The sequence below is a fragment of the Frigoribacterium sp. Leaf263 genome (assembly GCF_001422285.1).
Classification (GTDB): Bacteria; Actinomycetota; Actinomycetes; order Actinomycetales; family Microbacteriaceae; genus Frigoribacterium.
Genome location: NZ_LMMO01000001.1, coordinates 293,845 through 314,006, shown reverse-complemented (window position 1 = coordinate 314,006; position 20,162 = coordinate 293,845). Strand labels below are relative to the sequence as shown.

Here is a 20,162-nt window from a genome sequence, read left to right as displayed (position 1 = left end):
CGTGCCGCCCACGTTCGGCGGGGTCGGATATCGTGACGTCGTGGACATCAGAATCGGCATCACCAACAGCCCCCGTGAGATCAGCTTCGAGACGTCGCAGAGCGCGACCGAGGTCGAGAAGGTCGTCGCCGACGCTCTCGACGGCGGCAAGTCGTACGTGACCCTCGCCGACTCGAAGGGCAAGACCTACCTCGTTCCCACCGCGTCCCTCGCCTACGTCGAGGTCGGCTCGGAGGAGAACCGCCGGGTCGGCTTCGTCAGCTGAGCATGGAGCTCCTCTTCATCGTGCTGGGCGGGGCGATCCTGGGCGTGATCGCCCATCTCGCCCTGCCCGGCCGCCGCACACGCGGTGCGCTCCTGTCCCCCGCGGTGGGTGCCGCGTCGGCGGCGGTCCTCTGGGAGGCCCTGACCTGGCTCGGCTGGCCCGCCGACGGCGGGTGGATCTGGGTCGTGTCCCTGGTCGTGCCCGCCGTCGTCGCCGCAGTCGTCTGCCGGGTCACCGCGAAGTCGCGTCTCGCCCATGACGACGGGCTGGTCGCCCGACTCATGGCCTGAGGCCGTGACCGGTCGACGGCGAGCCCTCGTCGAAGGCGGCCGTCGGAGGTTCAGGCCGTCAGGCCGAGGGCGTCCATCCGCCGGGTGTGCGCCGCGATGAGCTCGGTGAAGACGGGCTCGAGGCGCTCGTCGTCGGCGGACTCGTGCGAAGCCGAGATCGCCGCCCGCGCGACCAGAAGCGTGTCGCCGACCAGCCGCCGGCCCCAGAGGGCCAGTCGGGACGCCAGCCGGGGGTCGGCCTCGATCGACGCCGACAGGATCTCCGCGACGGTCTCCGCGTCGTCCCCCGCCTCGAGGACGCTGACGATGCGGTCGCGATGATCCGCCGAGAGGCCGGCCGCGAGTCGGACGAAGACGTCGTCGAGGAGCCCGGCGCAGACGTGGTGCGCGAGCATCGTCTCGTGCCACGTCGAACCGGTCGTGCGGCGACGGAACTCGTCGATCGCGGCGACATGGGGCTCCATCGACGCCGCGGGATCACCACCGGATCGCTCGATCTCCGCGGTGAGGCCGCGATGGCGGTCGAGCGTGACACCGGCGACTCGCGCCGTGACCGCCTGCGCACGGACCGAGGGAGCCGCTTCGGTGGCGCGACCGAGCGCCTCGGAGAGCGCGAGCTGGAGATAGGCGGCCTGACCGAGGTAGACCTCGAGGTCGGGGGTGAAGGCCCCCAGCTCGACCCGGTTGACGGGGAGCTGCCTGGACGACGGACGCGGCCACTGCAACGAGGGAACGACGCGCTTCGACCCTCGGCCCATCCATGACACCACGCCGACAGCTTACGGGGTCCGGAGGCCCGCTCGGGGCGACGGGCTAAACTCGACGCATCCCCCTATATGAGACAGGGCAACAACAGTGACTTTCACAGACCTCTCGATCGACCAGGACATGGTCGACGCACTGGCCGCGAAGGGGATCGTCGAACCGTTCCCCATCCAGACCCAGACCATCCCGCTCGCGCTCGCCGGCCAGGACATCATCGGCCAGGCCAAGACGGGCACCGGCAAGACCCTCGGCTTCGGCCTCCCGATCGCCCAGCGCATCGGCCTCGACCCGACCCCCGGGGTCAAGGTCCTCGTCGTCGTCCCCACTCGCGAACTCTGCGTCCAGGTCGCCGAGGACCTCGAGGTCGCCACCTCGAACCGCGCGACCAAGGTCGTCAGCATCTACGGCGGCAAGGCCTACGAGGGCCAGGTCGAGCAGCTGAAGGCCGGCGCCCAGATCGTGGTCGGCACCCCCGGGCGCCTCCTCGACCTGGCCGGCCAGCGCCTCCTCGACCTGAAGGGCGTGCAGGAGGTCGTCCTCGACGAGGCCGACAAGATGCTCGACCTCGGGTTCCTCAGCGACATCGAGAAGATCTTCCAGCAGGTCCCCGAGACGCGTCACACGATGCTGTTCTCGGCGACGATGCCCGGCCCCATCGTGGCCCTGGCCCGCCGGTTCATGAACCGCCCGATCCACATCCGCGCGACCGACCCCGACGAGGGCCTGACGCAGGCGAACATCAAGCACGTCGTCTACCGGGCCCACTCGCTCGACAAGGACGAGGTCATCGCCCGCATCCTCCAGTCCGAGGGCCGCGGCAAGACGGTCGTCTTCACCCGCACGAAGCGCGCCGCCGCGAAGCTCGTCGAAGAGCTCAACGACCGGGGGTTCAACGCCGCGGCCGTGCACGGCGACCTCAACCAGGAGCAGCGCGAGCGGGCCATGGCCGCGTTCAAGGCGGGCAAGAAGGACATCCTGATCGCCACCGACGTCGCCGCCCGCGGCATCGACGTGAACGACGTCACGCACGTCATCAACCACACCGTGCCCGACGACCACGACACCTACCTCCACCGCGCCGGTCGGACCGGCCGAGCGGGCAAGACCGGGATCGCCGTCACCTTCGTCGACTGGGACGACCTGCACAAGTGGGCGCTGATCAACCGCGCCCTCGACATGGGTCAGCCCGAACCGGTCGAGACGTACTCGTCGAGCCCGCACCTCTTCACCGATCTCGACATCCCCGCCGGCGCGAAGGGCCGCCTGCGCTCCGCGCCGAAGGCGGCCGTCGAAGGCGGCGCCTCGGCCCCGCGCGAGCGCACCCCCGGGTCGCGCGGCCGCTCGCGCGGTCGCGGGGACGACGCCCCCCGTTCGTCCGGCCGCGACGGCTCGGGTCGTGGCGCGGCCACCTCGACGTCCGCCGCTCCGGCGGAGTCCGCGCCGTCGGCCGACACCGTCGGCGAGAACGGCGAGCCCCGCCGACGCAGCCGGAACCGCCGCCGACGTCCCAGCGGCGAGACCCCCGCGCAGAGCTGACCCTCGGCCTCCCGAGTCACCCGCGCGACCCCCTGACCCCACCGGGCCCGGGGGTCGTGCTCCGTCTGGGGCCGCCACCGGCGATCGCAGAGCACCCGGGAGCCTCGCTCCGTCGGTCGACCGGGCTCCGGACCCGCGCCTCCTGCCGTCAGCCTGCGACCGGTGCCCACCCCGTGGCGGCGGCGACGATGCGTTCGAGCTGCTCGGGGTCCGTGCTGTTCTCGCCCAGTCGGTTCGGCTTGCCCTCGCCGTGGTAGTCGCTCGAACCCGTCACGATGAGGTCGTGCTTCGCGGCCAGCTCGCGCAGGCGTTCGGCGCCGGCCCGCGTGTTCTCGCGGTGCGCGATCTCGACCCCCATCAGGCCGGCCTCGACGAGCGACGCGAACCCCTTCTCGGAGACGTTCGGCTCGCGGCCTCTGGTGGCCGGGTGCGCGATGACGGGCACGCCGCCCGCCTCGCGGATCAGGCGGATGCCGACGAGGGGGCTCGGCGCCTCGTGCGGCTCGTAGTACCCGGAGCGCCAGTGCAGGATGCCGGCGAAGGCGGCGCTGCGATCGGGTGCGAAGCCGCGGGCCACCAGCGCGTCGGCGATGTGCGGCCGTCCGAGGGTCGCCCCTCGGGTGGACTGGTCGAGGACGTCCTGCCAGGTGATGTCGTAGTCGACGGCGATCCGCTCGACGATGCGCTCGGCCCGGTGCAGCCTGCTGTCGCGCAGTCGGGCGGTCTCGGTGAGGATCGCCGCGTCCGTCGGGTCGAAGAGGTACCCGAGCATGTGGACGCTGTTCAGGCCGAAGCTCGTGCTGAGCTCCATGCCCGGGACGAGCAGGAGACCGGTGCCGACGACCGCCCGCGTGGCCTCGGCCCAGCCGGCCGTCGAGTCGTGGTCGGTCAGGGCGAGGGCGCCGAGACCGGCGTCCACGGCGGCGCGGACCAGCTCGGCGGGGGTCTCGGTGCCGTCGGAGACGCTGCTGTGGGCGTGCAGGTCGATCGGTCGTGACGGCATCCCCTCATCGTAGGCGGCGTCGCCTATGCTCGGTCGGGCCATGATCCGTCGTCTCGTCGCCCTCGTCCTCGTGCTCGCCGCCGCTGCGGTCCTGCTCATCGCCGTCTGGCCCCAGGCCCTCGACCTCCAGAGGAGCTGGCCGGCCGCCCAGGCGGTGTCGTTCCGTGTCGTCGGAGCGGGCGTCGCCGTCGTCGTCGCCGTCGTCCTCCTGGTCATCGGTCTGTTCGCCCGACGGATCCGATCCGTCACGGCGTCCGTGGCCGTCCTCGCACTCGTCGCCGCCGCCGTGTCGGCCGGCGTGCTCGCCTCGAGGGGCATCGGCCGCGACGACTTCACGGACGCCCTCGACACCGACGTGACCGTGCTGTCCTGGAACACGCTGGGCGGCGCTCCCGGCGCCCCGACCGTCGCCGAGCTGGCCGTCGAGGTGGGAGCCGACGTGGTGGCCCTGCCCGAGACGGACGCCGAGACCGCGAAGGCCATCTCGGACGCGATGAACGCCGCGGGTCTGCCGATGGCCTGGTTCACGTCGAGCTACGACGACGTGCCCACGGCCAAGCCGACGTCCCTGCTGGTCTCGACCGCCCTCGGCGAGTACACCGTGGCGACGGAGGACGACGGCACCTCGGTCACGACGACTCCGGGGATGCCCAGCATCATCGCCACCCCCGTCGACGAGGCGTCCCCCGTGATCGTGGCCGCCCACCCCGTCGCGCCCCTCCGCGAGGCGATGGAACCGTGGCGCGCCGGCCTCGACGTGCTGGCCGACGCCTGCGCCTCGGGCAACGTGGTCATGGCCGGCGACTTCAACGCGACCATCGACCACATGGCGGGCCTCGGCACGGCAGGAGGCGCGCTCGGGACCTGCCGCGACGCCGCCGTCGGCACGGCGAACGGCGGAGTCGGGACCTGGCCCACCGATCTCAGCCCGCTGCTCGGGACGCCGATCGACCACGTGCTGGCGTCGCGCCACTGGCTCGCCACCGGCTTCCGGGTCGTGACCGATCTCGACGAGGCCGGCAGCGACCACCGACCGGTCGTCGCTCAGCTCAGCCGCACCGGGGCCTGAGTCCCCTCGTCCGCCGTTCGGAACCCGGGACATCCCGGGGGTCGCGCGCGACGTCGGTCGTTCGCGCGAGAATGGACGGCATGGCTGAATCGAAGGCACCCCGCGCGACCACGAACCGCTCCACGACCCCCGGCTCCGACACCTTCAAGGACTACATCTCGTCGAACTGGGCCGAGAGACCCGGCGATCTGCCGGAGCCCCGTGAGCAGTCTCCGTTCGCCGCGGCGCGGCGCGCCGCGCTGTCGGCCCTGCACCCCGGCAAGCGCCTCGTGATCCCGGCGGGCCGCGCCAAGGTCCGCTCCAACGACTGCGACTACCCCTTCCGGGCGCACTCCGCCTTCTCGCACCTCACCGGCTGGGGATCCGACATCGTTCCGGGTTCGGTGCTGGTGCTCGAGCCCGTCGACGACGGGCACGAGGCGACGCTGTACTTCCGGGCCAGCGCCGGGCGCGACTCCGACGAGTTCTACGCGAACCCGGAGATCGGCGAGTTCTGGATCGGACCGCGGCCGTCCCTGGTGCAGGTGGGGGCCGACCTCGGTCTCACCACGCGCGACCTCGGCGAGCTCGATGCCGTCGTCAGCACCGTCGACGGCGACACCCTCCTCCTCCGCGAGGCCGACCCCGAGCTGACCCGGCGGATCGACGACGTGGACTCCGCGCGTCTGGCCGACTCCCCCGCCCGAGCCTCCGCCGAGGCGGACCGGGCCTCGGACACGGCCTCCTCCGACGACCTCGCCCGCGACCTCGGCGAGCTGCGTCTCGTCAAGGACGCCTACGAGATCGCTCAGATGCGCGAGGCCGTCCAGGTCACGGGCCGCGGGTTCACCGACGTCGTGGCGGACTTCGACGAGATCCTCGCGCATCCTCGTGGGGAGCGTCTGGTCGAGGGCACCTTCAACCGCCGGGCTCGGGCCGACGGCAACACGGTGGGCTACGACACGATCGCGGCGTCCGGAGACCACGCCTGCGTGCTGCACTGGACCCGCAACGACGGCGTCGTGCGCGACGGCGACCTCATCCTGATCGACGCCGGCATCGAGCTCGACAGCCTCTACACGGCCGACATCACGCGGACCCTACCCGTCTCGGGCCGGTTCACGGACGTCCAGCGCCTCGTCTACGAGGCCGTCCTCGAGGCGGCGGACGCGGCGTTCGCCATCGTGAGGCCGGGCATCCGCTTCCGCGAGATCCATGCGGAGGCGATGCGGGTCATCGCCGAGCGGACGGCCGAGTGGGGGTTCCTGCCGGTGAGCGCCGCCGAGTCCCTCGAGCCGGACCACCAGTACCACCGCCGGTACATGGTCCACGGCACCAGCCACCACCTCGGCATCGACGTGCACGACTGCGCCGCCGCTCGACGCGACCTGTACCTCGACGGCGTGCTCGAGCCCGGCATGGTCTTCACGATCGAGCCGGGCCTGTACTTCCAGCCCGACGATCTGACCGTGCCCGAGGAGTTCCGCGGGATCGGCGTCCGCATCGAGGACGACATCGTCGTCACGGCCGACGGAGCCGAGAACCTGTCCGTGGGGATCCCCCGCACGGTCGCGGACGTCGAGGCCTGGGTCGCGCGCGGCTGATCACCCTCGCGTGCCCCGTGCGGAGGGCCCGGACGACCGTGACGACGGTCGTCCGGGCCCTCCGCCCGTACTCGCCTCCGTGCCGAAAGGCCGAAGGGCCGAAGGGCCGGAGCCCGAGACGGGGCCGTGCAGTACCTAGCCCCTCGGCCCCTCCGGCTCGATCTCCTCGCCGGAGCGTTCTCCGGGGGGCGTCTCCGCGTCGACCGCACCGGAGCGGCGGCGGCTCGTCGCCAGCACGACCGCGACGGCGGCCAGCGCCACGACGACGATGCCGACCCCGAGGCCGATGACGAGGCCGAGGCCCGTCCCGTCGTCGTCGCCCGCGTCTCCCGCGCCGGCGTCGACCGGCGCGAGCGTCTGATCGGCGCCGTCCGACGCCGTTGCCGACGCCGAGCCGGTCGGGGCCGGGTCGGCCGTGACGACGCCGTCCCCGGGCTCGGCCGTCGCCGTCGCCGTCGGGTCGCAGACCGGCCGTTCGGCGGAGCCCTCGGCCACGGCGGCGTCGGCCGGCGGCTCGTAACGGAACGGCAGCGAGTCGGAGACCGTGTGCCCGTCGGCCGAGACGGCCTGATAGGTCATCGTGTAGTCGCCCGCGCCTCCCAGGGCCACGCCCGTGCTCAGGACGGAGCCCGCCGACGTCGAGCAGCCGTCTTCGAAGTGCCGACCGGAGGCGTCGGTGATCTCGATGACGTTCGACGACCCGGTGCCCGAGAGGTCGAGGACGACGTCGCTGAACGTGATGGCGGCTTCGTCGAGCGGAGCCGTCACCGTCGACCCCGCGGCGGGGTCGCTCGTCAGGACGGAGTCGTGCGCTTCCGCACCCGTGGCGGGCGCGAGCACGAGGGCGGCGATGGCGACGAGTCCCGCCGCCGACGCCGTCAGGCCGGCCCGGCGAGACACCCGGCCGTGACCCGCGGATGGGAGAGCGGCGCGGGTCATCGCGTCGATCCCTCGGACGAACCGGCGTCGCCGCGGCGGCCGGTGGACCGACGCGTCAGAGCGACGACGCTCACGACGAGGGCGACGGCCCCGAAGGCGAGACCGCCGATGCCGAAGGCGATCGCCGCCGTCGACCCTGCGTCGGAGTCGGACGACGCGACCACGGACGCGTCGTCGGCGGCGTCCTCCGACCCGTGGGCGCCCGAGTGCCCCTCGTCGGGCGCGGCGTCGTTCACGTAGAGCGTCGGAGCGGGGTGCTCCGGCTCCTCGCCCGACGCCGGGGTGGGCTCGTCCCAGTCGACGACCGTGCCGTCGCTGTACTCCTGGTGCGCCGGCAGCACGATCGACCCGGTGTCGGGCACCGCGCCGGCCGAGACGACGAATCGCTGGAACTGCCCGGGGGCGATCTGCGTGCCCTCGTCGGCCGTCCAGGTCACCGACACCGGCGCCTCGGTGACGGTGGCGCCCACGATGTCGACGGGCTCGGGCAGCTCGCCCGTGGTCACCTCGGCGCTCCACCCGGGCACGGGCTCGTACGACACCGAGGTGAAGGGCGTGTCGGTGGGGAGGTCCACGACGAAGCGGACGGTGCCCGCGTCGGCCGACTCGTTCGGCACTCGGAAGGTGAGCGTCGAGTACGAACCGGCCTCGGCCTGTCCCGGCTCGACGTGGACGTGGGCGGAGGCGGCGAGGGGCGCCGCGAGAGCGAGGAGGGCGGCGGCGCCGAGCGCGCTGCCCGCTCTGAGGGCGAAGGTGGTCGTGTTCATGGGCATGTCCTGTTCCGGACCGCGAGGTGGCGGTCGTCGTCTGATGGGTGGGGCCGGCGGGAGCGCTCGGCCGGGACCGCGGCCGGAGTCGGCCGCGGCGGGGGTCAGACGGGACGAGGGGGTCCGCGGAGCGGGGTCGCAGCCAGGAACGCGAGGGTCGCGGGTCGGCGGAGGGGCGAGGCGACGACGGGCAGGAGGCGCGGTGCGGCGCCGACCGCGCCTCCCGTCTCGAGGACCCGCGCGGCGGCCACCGCGCGGCGGGCGGCCGCACGCAGGGCGGCGCCGACGGCGCGTCGACCCCAGGCCATGCCCGCGAGGGTCACGGCCGCGGCGACGGCGTGGGCCAGCCACATGGCGGCGTGTCCCATCGCCATGCCCGTGGCGGCGGACCCGCTCGCCGACGCGGCGGAGACGATCAGCGGCGAGTGGTGCCCGCCGGAGGCGACGGCCCCGGCGGGCTCGGTCGAGCCGAGGGTGAAGAGCACGTGGAAGGCGAGCTGGCTGAGCACGACCGACACGGCCACCCGCGGCATCGACACGCGGCGTCCGGCCAGCCCGACGCAGACCGGCAGGGCGAACGCCATCGAGAGGATGACCCCGAGGAGGCCCGGCTCGGCGCCGCCGCCGGCCGCGTGCGAGAAGGCCGCGACGACGACGGACAGGCCGGCGGTCAGCCCGCCGCGGAGGAACCGCATCCGTCGGTCGTGCATCAGCGCTGCTGGTCGGGTCGCGCCAGGATCTCGTGGGCGCGCGACGACACCGAGGGGTCGACGACGATCTGGTAGCTCGTGGCGAGGACCTGGTGGGTCGAGGTGAAGTCACGGCGGCGACGGCTGACGGCGAAGCTGGCGATGCCGTAGAGCATTCCGAAGCCCGCGCCGATCAGGGCGGCGGCCACGACGGTCGTGATCGTGACCGTCGTCGGCGAGAAGACCAGCATCACGAGACCGAAGAAGACGCCGAGCCAGAGCCCCGTCACCGCACCGGCCAGCGCCGCACGACCGTAGCTCAGACGCCCGGTCACGCGCTCGACCGTCGTGAGGTCGTTGCCGATGATCGCGAGCTGCTTGATCGGGAAGTCCGCATGCGACAGCCGTTCGACCACGGCCTGCGCCTCGGGGTAGCTCTCGTACGTGCCGAGGACGTCGCCCCGCGGCACCGTGGGCACCGCGCGGGTGCGTCGGCCCAGGGGGCTCGGGTTCGTCATCCCCCCATTAAACACGGGGCCTCCGACACGAGAGACTAAATTGGTCGTGTGAGCGCCAACAGAGTCTTCATCGCCCGTCTGGCCGGGTGCTCCGTCTTCGACCCCGCCGGCGACAAGGTGGGCAAGGTCCGGGATGTCCTGGTCGTCTACCGCCGGAGCGAACCTCCCCGGGTCGTGGGGCTGATCGTCGAGGTCCCGGGCAAACGCCGGGTGTTCGTGGGCATCGGCCGCGTGACGAGCATCGGCTCGGGTCAGATCATCACGAACGGCCTGATCACCCTCCGCCGCTTCGACCAGCGGGGCGGCGAGACCCGCGTCATCGCCGAGATGCTCGGGCGCAAGGTGTCCCTCCGTCGTGACGGCGGCCGCGCCACGATCGAGGACGTCGCGATGGACGAGGTCAGCGAGGGCGACTGGGAGATCGGGCAGCTGTTCCTCCGCAAGCCCAAGACCACGCCCTCGCCCTTCGGCAAGGGGCCGACGACCTTCGCCTCGTGGCAGGACGTCCGCGAGGAGCACGAGGCGGGCGAGGCCCAGAGCGCCGAGCACCTCATCGCCGCCTACTCCGACCTCGTGCCGGCCGATCTCGCCAACACCCTGCTCGAGCTGACCCCCGAGCGTCGGCACGAGGTCGCGGCCGAGCTCTCCGACGACCGTCTCGCCGACGTGCTCGAAGAGCTGCCCGAGAGCGAGCAGATCGACATCTTCGGACAGCTCGACGACAACCGCGCCGCCGGCGTGCTCGACCAGATGCAGCCCGACGACGCCGCCGACCTCATCGCCCAGCTGACCGAGGAGCGGAAAGAGGAGCTCCTCGGTCTGATGGAGCCCGACGAGGCCGACGACGTCCGGATGCTCCTCAGCTACGACGCCGACACGGCGGGCGGTCTGATGACCACCGAGCCCGTCATCGTCTCGGCCGACGCGACCGTCGCCGAGGGTCTGGCCCTCATCCGTCGCCACGAGCTCGCCCCCGCCCTCGGGGCGGCCGTCTGCGTCACCCTGCCGCCGTACGAGCCGCCGACCGGCAGGTTCCTCGGCATGGTGCACTTCCAGCGCATGCTGCGGTACCCGCCGAACGAACGGCTCGGCACCCTGCTCGACCAGCAGCTCGAGCCCGTCCGGGTCGACGCGACGGCCCTCGAGGTCACTCGCGTGATGGCCACCTACAACCTGGTCTCGGTGCCCGTCGTCGACGCCGCTCATCGACTGGTCGGGGTGGTGACCATCGACGACGTCCTCGACCATGTGCTGCCCGACGACTGGCGCAGCCAGGATCCGGGCCAGCCCCTGAACCGGATCCGACCGCGCACCCGGCGCGCACCCGTGAACACCACCGCGAGGAGGGCCACCGATGGCACGCGATAACCGCAGCACGGTCCGCCTCGACGCGCCGAAGGGCCTCCGCACGCGGGTGCTCCCGGGCCGCCGCGGTCCCGGTCGTGACCGCTTCGGGCGCGCGACCGAGTCGATCGCCCGAGGGATGGGCACCCCGTACTTCCTGATCGCCCTGACGCTCTTCTGCGTGGCCTGGATGATCTTCAACACGGTCGCCCCCGAGGCGTGGCGCTTCGACAGCGCCGCCATCGGCTTCACCGCGTTGACGCTCATCCTCTCGCTGCAGGCCTCGTACGCGGCGCCGCTCATCCTCCTCGCGCAGAACCGCCAGGACGACCGCGACCGCGTGCAGTTCGAGCAGGACCGCCAGCGCGCCGAGCGCAATCTCGCCGACACCGAGTACCTCGCCCGCGAGGTCGTCGCCCTCCGTCTCGCGATGCGCGACATGGCGAGCAAGGACTTCATCCGCGCCGAGCTCCGTTCGATGCTCGACGAGCTCGACCGACGGGACGGCGACGAGTCCGGGGCGACCCGCGCCTCCTCGGCTCCGATCCGCCGCGAGACCCGACACGACGGACACCGTGGCTGACGCCGGGTCGACCACGGGGCCGCTCGTCGACGGGGTGCGCCGCGCCCTGGGGCGCGTCCTCGACCCCGAGATCCGCAGACCGGTCACCGAGCTCGACATGATCGGCGAGGTGTCCGTCGACGGAGCAGGGGCGGCGAGGGTGGGCGTGAAGCTCACCATCGTGGGCTGCCCCGCCGCCGACACGATCGAACGCGACGTCCGCGACGCCGCCGCGTCGGTGGCCGGCGTGACGACGGTCGACGTCGACGTCACGGTGATGACGCGCGACGAGCGACGCGCCCTGACCGAGAAGCTGCGCGCGGGTCGCGCCGCCCGGGGGATGCAGTTCGGGCCCGAGTCGCTCACGCGGGTCTACGCGGTGACGAGCGGCAAGGGCGGCGTCGGCAAGTCGACCGTCACGGCCAATCTCGCCGTCTCGCTCGCGGCCCGCGGTCTCGCCGTCGGCATCGTCGACGCGGACGTCTACGGCTTCAGCATCCCCGGCCTGCTCGGACTGGTGGGCGACGACGGGGCGTCGGTCAAGCCGACCCAGGTCGACGACATGATCCTCCCGCCGGTGGCGCACGGCGTGAAGGTGATCTCGATCGGCATGTTCGTCGACGACGCCTCGACCGCCGTCGCCTGGCGCGGACCGATGCTGCACCGCACCATCCAGCAGTTCCTCACCGACGTCTACTTCGGCGACCTCGACGTGCTGCTGCTCGACCTCCCGCCGGGCACCGGCGACGTCGCCATCTCGGTCGGCCAGCTGCTCCCCCATGCCGAGGTCCTCGTCGTGACGACGCCTCAGCCCGCAGCCGCCGACGTGGCGGAACGCAGCGGCGTGGTGGCCCGCCAGACCGGACAGCGCCTCCTCGGGGTCGTCGAGAACATGGCCGGGCTCGCCCAGGCCGACGGGACGGTGCTCGAGCTCTTCGGCTCCGGCGGGGGCGCCGAGACGGCGAGGCGGCTGTCGGCCGGGCAGGCCGAGCCGGTCGAGGTCCTCGCGAGCGTCCCGTTGAGCATGGCGCTCCGGGAGGGCGGCGACGACGGGGTCCCCGTGGTGCTCGCCTCTCCCGACGACCCCGCGGCGCGCGCCATCGGGACTCTGGCCGATCGTCTGGCCGTCCGCGCTCGGGGTCTCGCCGGGCGGAAGCTCGGTCTCAGCGTGGGCTGACCCCGCCGGGTGCGTGGAAGGGGCGCCTCGCGATGCGAGACGCCCCTTGCGCCGGTGCCGCCGCGACACGCGGCGGCGGAGGACCTAGCTCCAGCGGGTGTAGGTCTTCGTGGGGATCGCGTGGAAGCCGTCGCGCGCGACGGAGACGATCGACCCGGTGATGCCGACGACTGCGGCGATGGCGAGGACGATGATTCCGGTCAACATGATGTTTCTCTTTCTCGGCGCGATGCGTCGCGCGTTCTGATGGTGCGGACACGACGCGGTTCGACGTCGTGCGTGATGGGCGGAGCCGCTGTGCATCCAACGGGCACCCGAGCCTCGGGACCAGGTCGACCGAGGGGCCGGAGCGCATGGGGTCGCTCCGAGGACATGTCCATTCTGCGCCCGACAATGACTTAGATCAATCTCGCATTGCTACCGAGACACCGTAGATTGGCTACATGGACGTCAAGAGGCTGGAACTGCTGCGCGAGCTCGCCGAACGGGGCAGCATCGCGGCCGTGGCCCGGGCCACGCACCGCACCCCGTCGGCGGTGTCGCAGCAGCTCAAGATCCTCGAGAAGGAGGCGGGCGTCGCCCTGACCGAGAGGATCGGGCGCGGGGTCGTGCTCACCGGGTCGGGTCGCGTCCTGGCTCAGACCGCCACCGACGTGGCCGTGGCCCTCGAGCGCGCGCAGGCCGTCTGGGACGACTTCGTGGCGACGCCCCAGGGCGAGGTCACCCTTGCGACCTTCCCCACCGGAGGTCAGATGCTGCTGCCCGGTCTGCTGCGGACCGTCGCCGAGACGCCCGGGCTGGTGGTCGTCGCGACCGACCACGACCCCTCGATCCGCGAGTTCGCCGACCTGGCGGGTGATCACGACGTGGTCGTCGCGCACGCCTCCGAACGCCGGTCGTGGCGCGGTCGCGGGCTGGTCGAGGTCCCTCTGCTGACGGAGCCGCTCGACATCGCGCTCCCCGCCGATCACCGCCTGGCCGGCCGGGCGTCGCTCTCACCCTCCGACCTCGAGGGCGAGAACTGGATCGGCGTCCCGAGCGGGTTCCCGTTCGAGTGGGTCTACGCCGAGATCGAGAGGGTGACGGGCAGCCCCGTCCGCATCTCGCAGCGCTTCAGCGACACGAAGGTCACCGAGTCGCTGGTGGGGGCCGGTCTCGGCATCGCCGTGCTGCCTCGATTCACCGCCAAGGAGGCGCGGGACGACATGGTCCTGCTGCCTCTCGAGAGCATCCGGGCCGTCCGGTACGTCTCGGCGCTGATGCGCCGCGACCGCGCGGAGAGACCGAGCGTCCGCCGGGTGGTCGACGCCCTCCGCGCCGAGGCGACCCGTGTGGCGGGCCTGCACGGGGGCGTCTAGCCTCGCCCGCCCGGAGCGACGATCCTTCGGGCCGAGGCTCACGGTAGGTCGAGGCTCAGGGTGGTCCGAGGCTCTCGCCGGGCCGGAGTCCGGCTAGGTGGCCTCGGAGTCGTAGGGAGCGACCTCGCCCGCGGCGAGCGGCACGCCGGGCGACGGGGAGCCGCGCGAGGGCAGACCGGCGGACACGGCGCCGGCCGTGGCCATGGCGGCGGGAGCCATCGACGTCGTCGTCTGCGACGGCGGGTCGAGGAGCGCATCGCGGATGATGCGGCGCGGGTCGTACTGCCGCGGATCGAGCTTCTGCCATTCGACGTCGTCGAACTCGGGCCCCATCTCGCTGCGCATGCGCTCCTTGGCGCCGTTGGCCATGTTCTTGACGGACTTGACCAGCTGGGCGAGCTTCGACGCGTAGACGGGGAGTCGGTCGGGGCCGAGCAGGAAGACGGCGAGCACACCCACGATGAGCAGCTTGTCGAACGTCAGACCGGAGAGGGACACGCAAGCAGACTAACCGCTGCCGCCGAGGGCGACCCCCTAGAGTTGGCCTTTCGAGGAGTGAGTGTGTCGCAGATAGAGTCAAGCTGGAAGTTCGCCGAAGAGCTCGTCACCGAGAGCGGACCCCTCGCAGAGGCTCGTCAGCACTCGCTCGAGGTCGGGGTCGAACCGGTGTCCCCCGCGGTCGGCGCGCAGCTCGCCGTCGTCGCCGCGGCGTCGGGCGCCAAGAACATCATCGAGGTCGGCACCGGCGTCGGGGTGAGCGGTCTGTGGCTGCTGCGCGGCGCGCCCCGGGCGACGCTCACGTCGATCGACCGCGAGGTCGACCACCAGCAGGCAGCACGCGACGCCTATCTCGGCGCCGGCGTGCCCGTGAACAGGTTCCGGCTCATCACGGGCCGCGCGTCCGATGTGCTCCCCCGGATGAACGAGAACTCGTACGACATCGTCTTCGTCGACGCCGACCCGGGCTCGGTCATCGAGTACGTCGAGCACGGCCTGCGACTCGCTCGCCCGGGGGGCCTCGTGCTCGTCGCGCACGCGCTCTGGCACGGCTCGGTCGCGAATCCGGCACGACGCGACGCGACGACCACGCAGTTCCGAACGCTGCTGACCGAGGTGTCGACCTCCCCCGCGGTCATCAGCTCGCTGTCGACCGCCGGCGACGGTCTCCTGCAGCTCGTCAAGCTCTGAGCGACGCCGTCGCGGACGCACAGGACAGCCCCGCCGATCGGTGATCGACGGGGCTGTCCGAGGTGATGCTGGGAAGGTGGCCGACTAAGCGCCGACGACGCTCGCGAGGGCGTCGTGGAGCTCTCTGGCTTCGTCGTCGTTGACCGACACCACGAGGCGTCCCCCACCCTCGAGCGGAACACGCACGATGATGAGACGACCCTCCTTCACGGCTTCCATAGGTCCGTCGCCGGTCCTCGGCTTCATGGCTGCCATCAGATAGTCCCCTTTCGCAAAGATGCTCGTCCTATTATCCGTGATTTCTTCGCCCGCACCTAAACGTCGCCCGGGCGATGGCCGATCACGGCGGCGTCCAGTCGTATCCGTCCACCCACCAGCTGAAGTACAGCCAGGCGAACTGACCGGCGACGAACGCGACGAGCAGCCCGACCCGCCAGACCCGCGATCGCGGCACGGCGAGGATGCCCAGCAGGGGGAACAGCGGCATGAGCAGTCGCCAGGTGCTCGACTGGGGGAAGAACACGGCGAGGAGGTACAGCGCGTAGGCGAGTCCCCACAGGCGGAGGTCGACCCCGATGCGCCGACCCCACGGCCCGAGCAGGAGGGCGGCGAACCCGACCACGACGAGCACGAGCAGAGGGATGCCGAGCCCGCTCGGGAACCAGTAGCCGGCCCCCTGGATCCACGGCGTGAACGGGACGAGCGGCCCGTGGCCGACGTACGGGGCGCGCCAGGCGAGCTCCGTCGCCGTGTAGGCGTCGGGGCGCCCGGTCACGAGACCCGCGACTATCAGCCACCCCACGCCGAGCAGGGCCGTCGCCCCCGCGCTGACGGACACGGCGATCATCTCGCGCCGCGGGAAGGGATCGTCGGCCCGACGGAACCACCGGTGCACGGCGTGCAGACCGATCGCGAGGGCGAGGGCCAGAGCCCCGGGCCGCGTGAACGACAGCGCCGCCACGAGCGGCAGCATCGGGAGGTACTGCCGCCGCACGAGCAGCAGCAGGCACCCGCAGAGCAGCATCAGGAACATCGACTCGGCGTAGGCCACCTGCAGCAGGGGCGAGACGGGCGAGAAGCAGAACAGCGCGACCGTGAACAGCGCCGTGCCCTCGGGCAGCACGTGCCGCATGAGCCGGTACAGCAGCAGCGCCGTCGCCGCCGCGCAGGCCACCGAGACGGCGACGGCCATCGGGGCGAAGGGGACCCCGGTCAGCTCGGTCAGCGCCCGCACCGTGAACGGGTAGACGGGCATGAACGCCCAGGCGCTCTCGCCGACCCGCCCGTCGGCCGTCGTCGGCAGGGTGGTCGGGTAGCCGACCACCGAGATGATGTAGTACCAGTGGCCGTCCCAGATCGTGGCGAAGCTGGGGTAGTCCGGGCTCGGCAGGGTCCACGCGTTGGGGCCCTGCGCCCGGGCGAAGCCGAGCAGCAGCGTGGTGCTCACCACCCGCGAGAGGGCGAAGACGACCAGGACCCGCGCCCACCAGGGGGTGAGACGGTAGCGGACGACCAGGGCACGGCGCCCCCGCGGTCCCGCCGCGCCTCCGGCGGTCTCCGAGGAGGCGCGGGTCGGCTGCCTGACGCTCAGGCCGTCAGCCACGCCCGCAGTCCGCGCTCGTTCTCGACGATCTGGTCGACGGGCACCCGCTCGTCGTCGTGGTGGGCCAGGAGCGGGTCGCCCGGACCGTAGTTGACGGCCGGGACCCCGAGGGCCGAGAAGCGCGCGACGTCGGTCCAGCCGTACTTCGGCTTCGCCTCGCCGCCCACCGCGGCCAGGAACTGCGCGGCCAACGGGGCGTCGAGGCCCGGACGGGCCCCCTCCGCCAGATCGACGACCACGACGTCGAGATCGGGGAACAGCTCGCGCACGTGGGCCACGGCCTCGTCACCCGAGCGGCTCGGCGCGAACCGGTAGTTGACCGTCACGACGCATTCGTCGGGGATGACGTTGCCCGCGACCCCGCCCGTGATGCCGACGGCGTTCAGGCCCTCGCGATAGACCAGGCCGTCGACCTCGACCTCGCGGGCCTCGTAGGCCGCGAGCACGTCGAGCACCGCGGCGGCGCGGTGGATGGCGTTGTCGCCGATCCACGACCGGGCGCTATGCGAGCGGCGACCGGTCGTGCGGAGGTCCACCCGGAGGTTCCCGTTGCAGCCCCCCTCGATCTCGCTGCGCGTCGGCTCGCCGAGGATGGCGAAGTCGGCCGCGAGCAGCTCGGGGCGGTTGCGGACCAGCCGACCGAGGCCGTTGAGGTGGTCGGAGACCTCCTCGTGGTCGTACCAGACCCAGGTCACGTCGACGTTCGGCTCGGCGAGCTCGACCGCCAGGCGGAGATGGACCGCGCAGCCCGCCTTCATGTCGACCGTGCCGCGCCCCCAGAGGTAGTCGACGCCGCCGTCGCTCTCGAACCGCGTGGGCAGGTTGCGATTGAGCGGAACCGTGTCGATGTGGCCGGCGATCACGACGCGCTGGGACCGGCCCAGCCGGGTGCGGGCCACGATGGCGTCGCCGTCGCGCAGCACCTCGAGGTGATCGTGGCCGGCGAGGGTCTCGGCGATGGCGTCGGCGATGCCGGCCTCGTCGCCGGAGACGGACTCGATGTCGCAGAGCTGGCGGGTCACGTCGACGGCGGACACGCTGAGGTCGATCTTCGGCATGGCCCCGAGTGTACGGGGGCCGCCGCGACGGCTCCTGCCAGGCTCCGACGACCGTGACCACGGCGGTCGTGGACGATACGGTTGTCAGCATGACTTCCGACGACACCGCCGCCACCCACGCCCACGGTGACGGGCTGGCGACCGTCTCCGCCGACGGCACGACGCTCGACACCTGGTTCCCCTCCCCCTCCCTCGGCCGCCTGCCGACCGACCGCGACCCGGCGCTCGTGCCGTCCGAGATCGCCGACGCCGCCGGGCCCGATCCCCGCCGGGCCGTCGATCTCGTCCCCGTGACCGTCGAGATCGAGCTCAGCGCGCCTCCGGCGTCCACCTCCGACGCCTATCTGCGACTGCACCTGCTCAGCCACCTGCTCGTCGAGCCGAACACGATCAACCTCGAGGGCGTCTTCGGGCACCTGCCCATCGTCACGTGGACCAACGCGGGGCCCGTGCACCCGGCCGACTTCGCCCGACTGCGCCCGTCGCTCCAGCGCGCCGGCATCGCGACCACCGGCATCGACAAGTTCCCCCGGATGCTCGACTACGTCTCCCCCGACCGGGTCCGCATCGCCGACGCGTCGCGGGTCCGGCTCGGCGCCTACCTCGCACCGGGCACGACCGTCATGCACGAGGGCTTCGTCAACTTCAACGCCGGCACCCTCGGCACCTCCATGGTCGAGGGCCGGATCTCGCAGGGCGTCGTCGTCGGCGACGGGTCGGACATCGGCGGAGGCGCCTCCATCATGGGGACGCTGTCGGGGGGAGGCGCGCAGCGCGTCACCATCGGCGAGCGCGCCCTGCTCGGAGCCAACAGCGGCATCGGCATCTCGATCGGCGACGACACCGTGGTCGAGGCGGGGCTCTACGTCACGGCGGGCACGAAGGTCGTCGTCGTCGGCGGCACCGCCTCGTCGGACGGCTCGACGCAGACCGTCAAGGCCGTCGAGCTGTCGGGCCGCCCCGGGCTGCTGTTCCGCCGCAACTCGCTGACCGGCGCCGTCGAGGTCCTGCCCCGCAAGGGCCACGGGATCACGCTGAACTCGCAGCTGCACGCCTGACGCGTCGGCTCGAACGCGACGAGGGGCGACGCACCGTGCGGTGCGTCGCCCCTCGTCGTCGGGCCCGATGGGCCGCCGATGCCTCTAGCGCTCGGGCCAGTCCCGCTGGGTCGAGCCCAGGTACAGCTGCTGCGGGCGACCGATCTTGGTCGTCGCGTCGGCGTTCATCTCGCGCCAGTGCGCGATCCAGCCCGGCAGGCGCCCGATGGCGAACAGGACCGTGAACATGCGGGGCGGGAACCCCATCGCCTTGTAGATGACACCCGTGTAGAAATCGACGTTCGGGTAGAGCCTGCGCTCGGCGAAGTAGTCGTCGGCCAGCGCGATGCCCTCGAGCTCCATCGCGATGTCGAGCAGGTCGTCTTTGACGCCCAGCGCCGACAGCACCTCGTTCGCGCTCTCTTTGACGAGCTTCGCGCGCGGGTCGTAGTTCTTGTAGACCCGGTGGCCGAAGCCCATCAGCTTGACGCCCTCTTCTTTGTTCTTCACGCGCTCGACGAAGCGCTCGACGCCCTGGCCGCTGGCCTTGATGTCGGCGAGCATCGAGAGCACGGCCTCGTTGGCGCCGCCGTGCAGCGGACCGTAGAGCGCGCTGATCCCGGCCGAGATCGACGAGAACATGTTGGCCTGCGTCGAGCCGACGAGCCGCACGGTCGACGTCGACGCGTTCTGCTCGTGGTCCTCGTGGAGGATGAGCAGTCGCTCGAGGGCCTTCGACAGGACCGGGTTCACCTCGTACGGCTCGGCCATGGTGCCGAAGTTCAGCTTGAGGAAGTTGTCGACGAAGCTGAGCGAGTTGTCGGGGTAGAGGAACGCCTGACCGAGGCTCTTCTTGTGCGCGTACGCCGCGATGACGGGCAGCTTCGCCAGGAGACGGATGGTCTGCAGCTCGACCTGCTCGGGGTCCGAGGTGCTCATCGAGCCCTCGTAGAACGTGCCGAGGGCGCCGACGGCGCTCGAGAGCACCGACATGGGATGCGCCGAGTGCGGCAGCGCGTCGAAGAACCGTCTGAGGTCTTCGTGCAGCAGCGTGTGGCGGCGGATGCGGGCGTCGAATCCGGCGAGCTCGTCGGGGGTGGGCAGTTCGCCGTAGATCAGCAGCCAGGCCGTCTCGAGGTAGGTCGAGTTGGCGGCGATCTGCTCGATCGGATAGCCCCGGTAGCGCAGGATGCCCTGATCACCGTCGATGTAGGTGATCTTGCTCCGGGCGGTCGAGGTGTTCACGAACCCGTTGTCGAGGGTCGTGTAACCGGTCTGCTTGGTGAACGTCGAGATGTCGATCGACGAGGCACCCTCGGTGCTCGGCACGATCGGGAACTCGGCTGTTCCCCCCGGGAACTGCAGCGTGGCCTTCTGGGCGTCGTTGGCAGTGTCAGTCACTCCGCCAGCC

Annotated in this window: 23 protein-coding genes; 11 read left to right on the top strand and 12 right to left on the bottom strand. The window is 71.9% G+C overall.

Translation table 11 applies throughout. The features are described from left to right. Window positions 1-40: 40 nt before the first annotated feature. Entirely contained in the window at window positions 41-265 is a 225-nt protein-coding gene (locus ASF17_RS01450) for a DUF3107 domain-containing protein (RefSeq protein WP_055795529.1), read from the top strand. Window positions 266-267: 2 nt separating this feature from the next. Continuing rightward, window positions 268-555 carry a hypothetical protein gene (locus ASF17_RS01445; protein ID WP_055794525.1) on the top strand — a complete coding sequence of 96 codons (288 nt, stop codon included), beginning with the start codon at window positions 268-270 and terminating at the stop codon, window positions 553-555. Window positions 556-605: 50 nt separating this feature from the next. Here ASF17_RS01445 and ASF17_RS01440 read toward each other — a convergent pair whose 3' ends face one another. Next, window positions 606-1,325, bottom strand: a complete 720-nt coding sequence (locus ASF17_RS01440; RefSeq protein WP_235476295.1) for a ferritin-like fold-containing protein — start codon at window positions 1,323-1,325, stop codon at window positions 606-608. A gap of 85 nt (window positions 1,326-1,410) precedes the next feature. On the opposite strand from ASF17_RS01440, the gene ASF17_RS01435 reads away from it, so the two are divergent. Further along, on the top strand, window positions 1,411-2,856 hold the full coding sequence (locus tag ASF17_RS01435; protein ID WP_055794521.1) for a DEAD/DEAH box helicase: 1,446 nt from the start codon (window positions 1,411-1,413) through the stop codon (window positions 2,854-2,856). A gap of 148 nt (window positions 2,857-3,004) precedes the next feature. Here ASF17_RS01435 and ASF17_RS01430 read toward each other — a convergent pair whose 3' ends face one another. Further along, complete coding sequence (locus ASF17_RS01430) at window positions 3,005-3,859, bottom strand: PHP domain-containing protein (protein ID WP_055795527.1); 855 nt, start codon at window positions 3,857-3,859, stop codon at window positions 3,005-3,007. A gap of 40 nt (window positions 3,860-3,899) precedes the next feature. Here ASF17_RS01430 and ASF17_RS01425 point away from each other — a divergent pair, with 40 nt between their 5' ends. Beyond that, the gene (locus ASF17_RS01425) at window positions 3,900-4,928 is read left to right on the top strand and encodes an endonuclease/exonuclease/phosphatase family protein (protein ID WP_055794519.1); all 1,029 of its coding nucleotides are present in this window, start codon (window positions 3,900-3,902) and stop codon (window positions 4,926-4,928) included. A gap of 80 nt (window positions 4,929-5,008) precedes the next feature. After that, window positions 5,009-6,511: an aminopeptidase P family protein gene (locus ASF17_RS01420; protein ID WP_055795525.1), complete on the top strand. Its 1,503-nt coding sequence runs from the start codon at window positions 5,009-5,011 to the stop codon at window positions 6,509-6,511. 135 nt (window positions 6,512-6,646) lie between these two features. On the opposite strand, the gene ASF17_RS01415 is transcribed toward ASF17_RS01420, so the two are convergent. The 4 genes from ASF17_RS01415 to ASF17_RS01400 all read right to left on the bottom strand — a co-directional run bounded on the left by ASF17_RS01415 (window position 6,647) and on the right by ASF17_RS01400 (window position 9,424). Then, window positions 6,647-7,450, bottom strand: a complete 804-nt coding sequence (locus ASF17_RS01415; RefSeq protein ID WP_055794517.1) for a copper resistance CopC family protein — start codon at window positions 7,448-7,450, stop codon at window positions 6,647-6,649. Then, a complete protein-coding gene (locus tag ASF17_RS01410; protein ID WP_055794515.1) occupies window positions 7,447-8,217 on the bottom strand; it encodes a YcnI family copper-binding membrane protein in 771 nt (256 codons plus the stop codon). The genes ASF17_RS01415 and ASF17_RS01410 overlap by 4 nt, the downstream gene beginning before the upstream one ends. A gap of 104 nt (window positions 8,218-8,321) precedes the next feature. Further along, window positions 8,322-8,927 carry a hypothetical protein gene (locus ASF17_RS01405; RefSeq protein WP_055794511.1) on the bottom strand — a complete coding sequence of 202 codons (606 nt, stop codon included), beginning with the start codon at window positions 8,925-8,927 and terminating at the stop codon, window positions 8,322-8,324. Continuing rightward, window positions 8,927-9,424, bottom strand: coding sequence for a general stress protein (locus ASF17_RS01400; RefSeq protein WP_055794509.1), 498 nt, complete (start codon window positions 9,422-9,424; stop codon window positions 8,927-8,929). Before ASF17_RS01400 ends, ASF17_RS01405 begins: the two co-directional genes overlap by 1 nt. 48 nt (window positions 9,425-9,472) lie before the next feature. On the opposite strand from ASF17_RS01400, the gene ASF17_RS01395 reads away from it, so the two are divergent. The 3 genes from ASF17_RS01395 to ASF17_RS01385 are packed head-to-tail and all read left to right on the top strand — an operon-like array spanning window position 9,473 to window position 12,507. Beyond that, window positions 9,473-10,792, top strand: coding sequence for a magnesium transporter MgtE N-terminal domain-containing protein (locus tag ASF17_RS01395; RefSeq protein ID WP_055794507.1), 1,320 nt, complete (start codon window positions 9,473-9,475; stop codon window positions 10,790-10,792). After that, window positions 10,779-11,351, top strand: coding sequence for a DUF1003 domain-containing protein (locus ASF17_RS01390; protein WP_055794506.1), 573 nt, complete (start codon window positions 10,779-10,781; stop codon window positions 11,349-11,351). Before ASF17_RS01395 ends, ASF17_RS01390 begins: the two co-directional genes overlap by 14 nt. After that, window positions 11,344-12,507 carry an Mrp/NBP35 family ATP-binding protein gene (locus ASF17_RS01385; RefSeq protein ID WP_055794504.1) on the top strand — a complete coding sequence of 388 codons (1,164 nt, stop codon included), beginning with the start codon at window positions 11,344-11,346 and terminating at the stop codon, window positions 12,505-12,507. Before ASF17_RS01390 ends, ASF17_RS01385 begins: the two co-directional genes overlap by 8 nt. Before the next feature lie 84 nt (window positions 12,508-12,591). Here ASF17_RS01385 and ASF17_RS16060 read toward each other — a convergent pair whose 3' ends face one another. Then, window positions 12,592-12,714, bottom strand: coding sequence for a hypothetical protein (locus tag ASF17_RS16060; protein ID WP_255354969.1), 123 nt, complete (start codon window positions 12,712-12,714; stop codon window positions 12,592-12,594). Between the two features lie 236 nt (window positions 12,715-12,950). On the opposite strand from ASF17_RS16060, the gene ASF17_RS01380 reads away from it, so the two are divergent. Beyond that, the gene (locus ASF17_RS01380) at window positions 12,951-13,865 is read left to right on the top strand and encodes a LysR family transcriptional regulator (protein WP_055794502.1); all 915 of its coding nucleotides are present in this window, start codon (window positions 12,951-12,953) and stop codon (window positions 13,863-13,865) included. A gap of 93 nt (window positions 13,866-13,958) precedes the next feature. Here the strand turns inward: ASF17_RS01380 and ASF17_RS01375 are convergent, their stop codons facing one another. Next, window positions 13,959-14,363: a hypothetical protein gene (locus ASF17_RS01375; RefSeq protein WP_055794500.1), complete on the bottom strand. Its 405-nt coding sequence runs from the start codon at window positions 14,361-14,363 to the stop codon at window positions 13,959-13,961. Window positions 14,364-14,426: 63 nt separating this feature from the next. Between ASF17_RS01375 and ASF17_RS01370 the strand changes: the two genes are divergently transcribed. Next, the gene (locus ASF17_RS01370) at window positions 14,427-15,053 is read left to right on the top strand and encodes an O-methyltransferase (RefSeq protein ID WP_055794498.1); all 627 of its coding nucleotides are present in this window, start codon (window positions 14,427-14,429) and stop codon (window positions 15,051-15,053) included. 84 nt (window positions 15,054-15,137) lie between these two features. Here the strand turns inward: ASF17_RS01370 and ASF17_RS15175 are convergent, their stop codons facing one another. From ASF17_RS15175 to dapE, 3 genes are all read right to left on the bottom strand, one after another. Next, a complete protein-coding gene (locus ASF17_RS15175) occupies window positions 15,138-15,308 on the bottom strand; it encodes a DUF3117 domain-containing protein (RefSeq protein ID WP_082474961.1) in 171 nt (56 codons plus the stop codon). An 85-nt stretch (window positions 15,309-15,393) separates the two neighbouring features. After that, window positions 15,394-16,656 carry a hypothetical protein gene (locus tag ASF17_RS01365; protein WP_235476294.1) on the bottom strand — a complete coding sequence of 421 codons (1,263 nt, stop codon included), beginning with the start codon at window positions 16,654-16,656 and terminating at the stop codon, window positions 15,394-15,396. Continuing rightward, the gene (gene dapE, locus ASF17_RS01360) at window positions 16,641-17,714 is read right to left on the bottom strand and encodes a succinyl-diaminopimelate desuccinylase (RefSeq protein WP_055795521.1); all 1,074 of its coding nucleotides are present in this window, start codon (window positions 17,712-17,714) and stop codon (window positions 16,641-16,643) included. The genes ASF17_RS01365 and dapE overlap by 16 nt, the downstream gene beginning before the upstream one ends. Window positions 17,715-17,803: 89 nt before the next feature. On the opposite strand from dapE, the gene dapD reads away from it, so the two are divergent. Next, on the top strand, window positions 17,804-18,772 hold the full coding sequence (gene dapD, locus ASF17_RS01355) for a 2,3,4,5-tetrahydropyridine-2,6-dicarboxylate N-succinyltransferase (protein WP_055795519.1): 969 nt from the start codon (window positions 17,804-17,806) through the stop codon (window positions 18,770-18,772). A gap of 84 nt (window positions 18,773-18,856) precedes the next feature. On the opposite strand, the gene ASF17_RS01350 is transcribed toward dapD, so the two are convergent. Continuing rightward, window positions 18,857-20,152 carry a citrate synthase gene (locus tag ASF17_RS01350; RefSeq protein WP_082474960.1) on the bottom strand — a complete coding sequence of 432 codons (1,296 nt, stop codon included), beginning with the start codon at window positions 20,150-20,152 and terminating at the stop codon, window positions 18,857-18,859. Window positions 20,153-20,162: the final 10 nt, after the last annotated feature.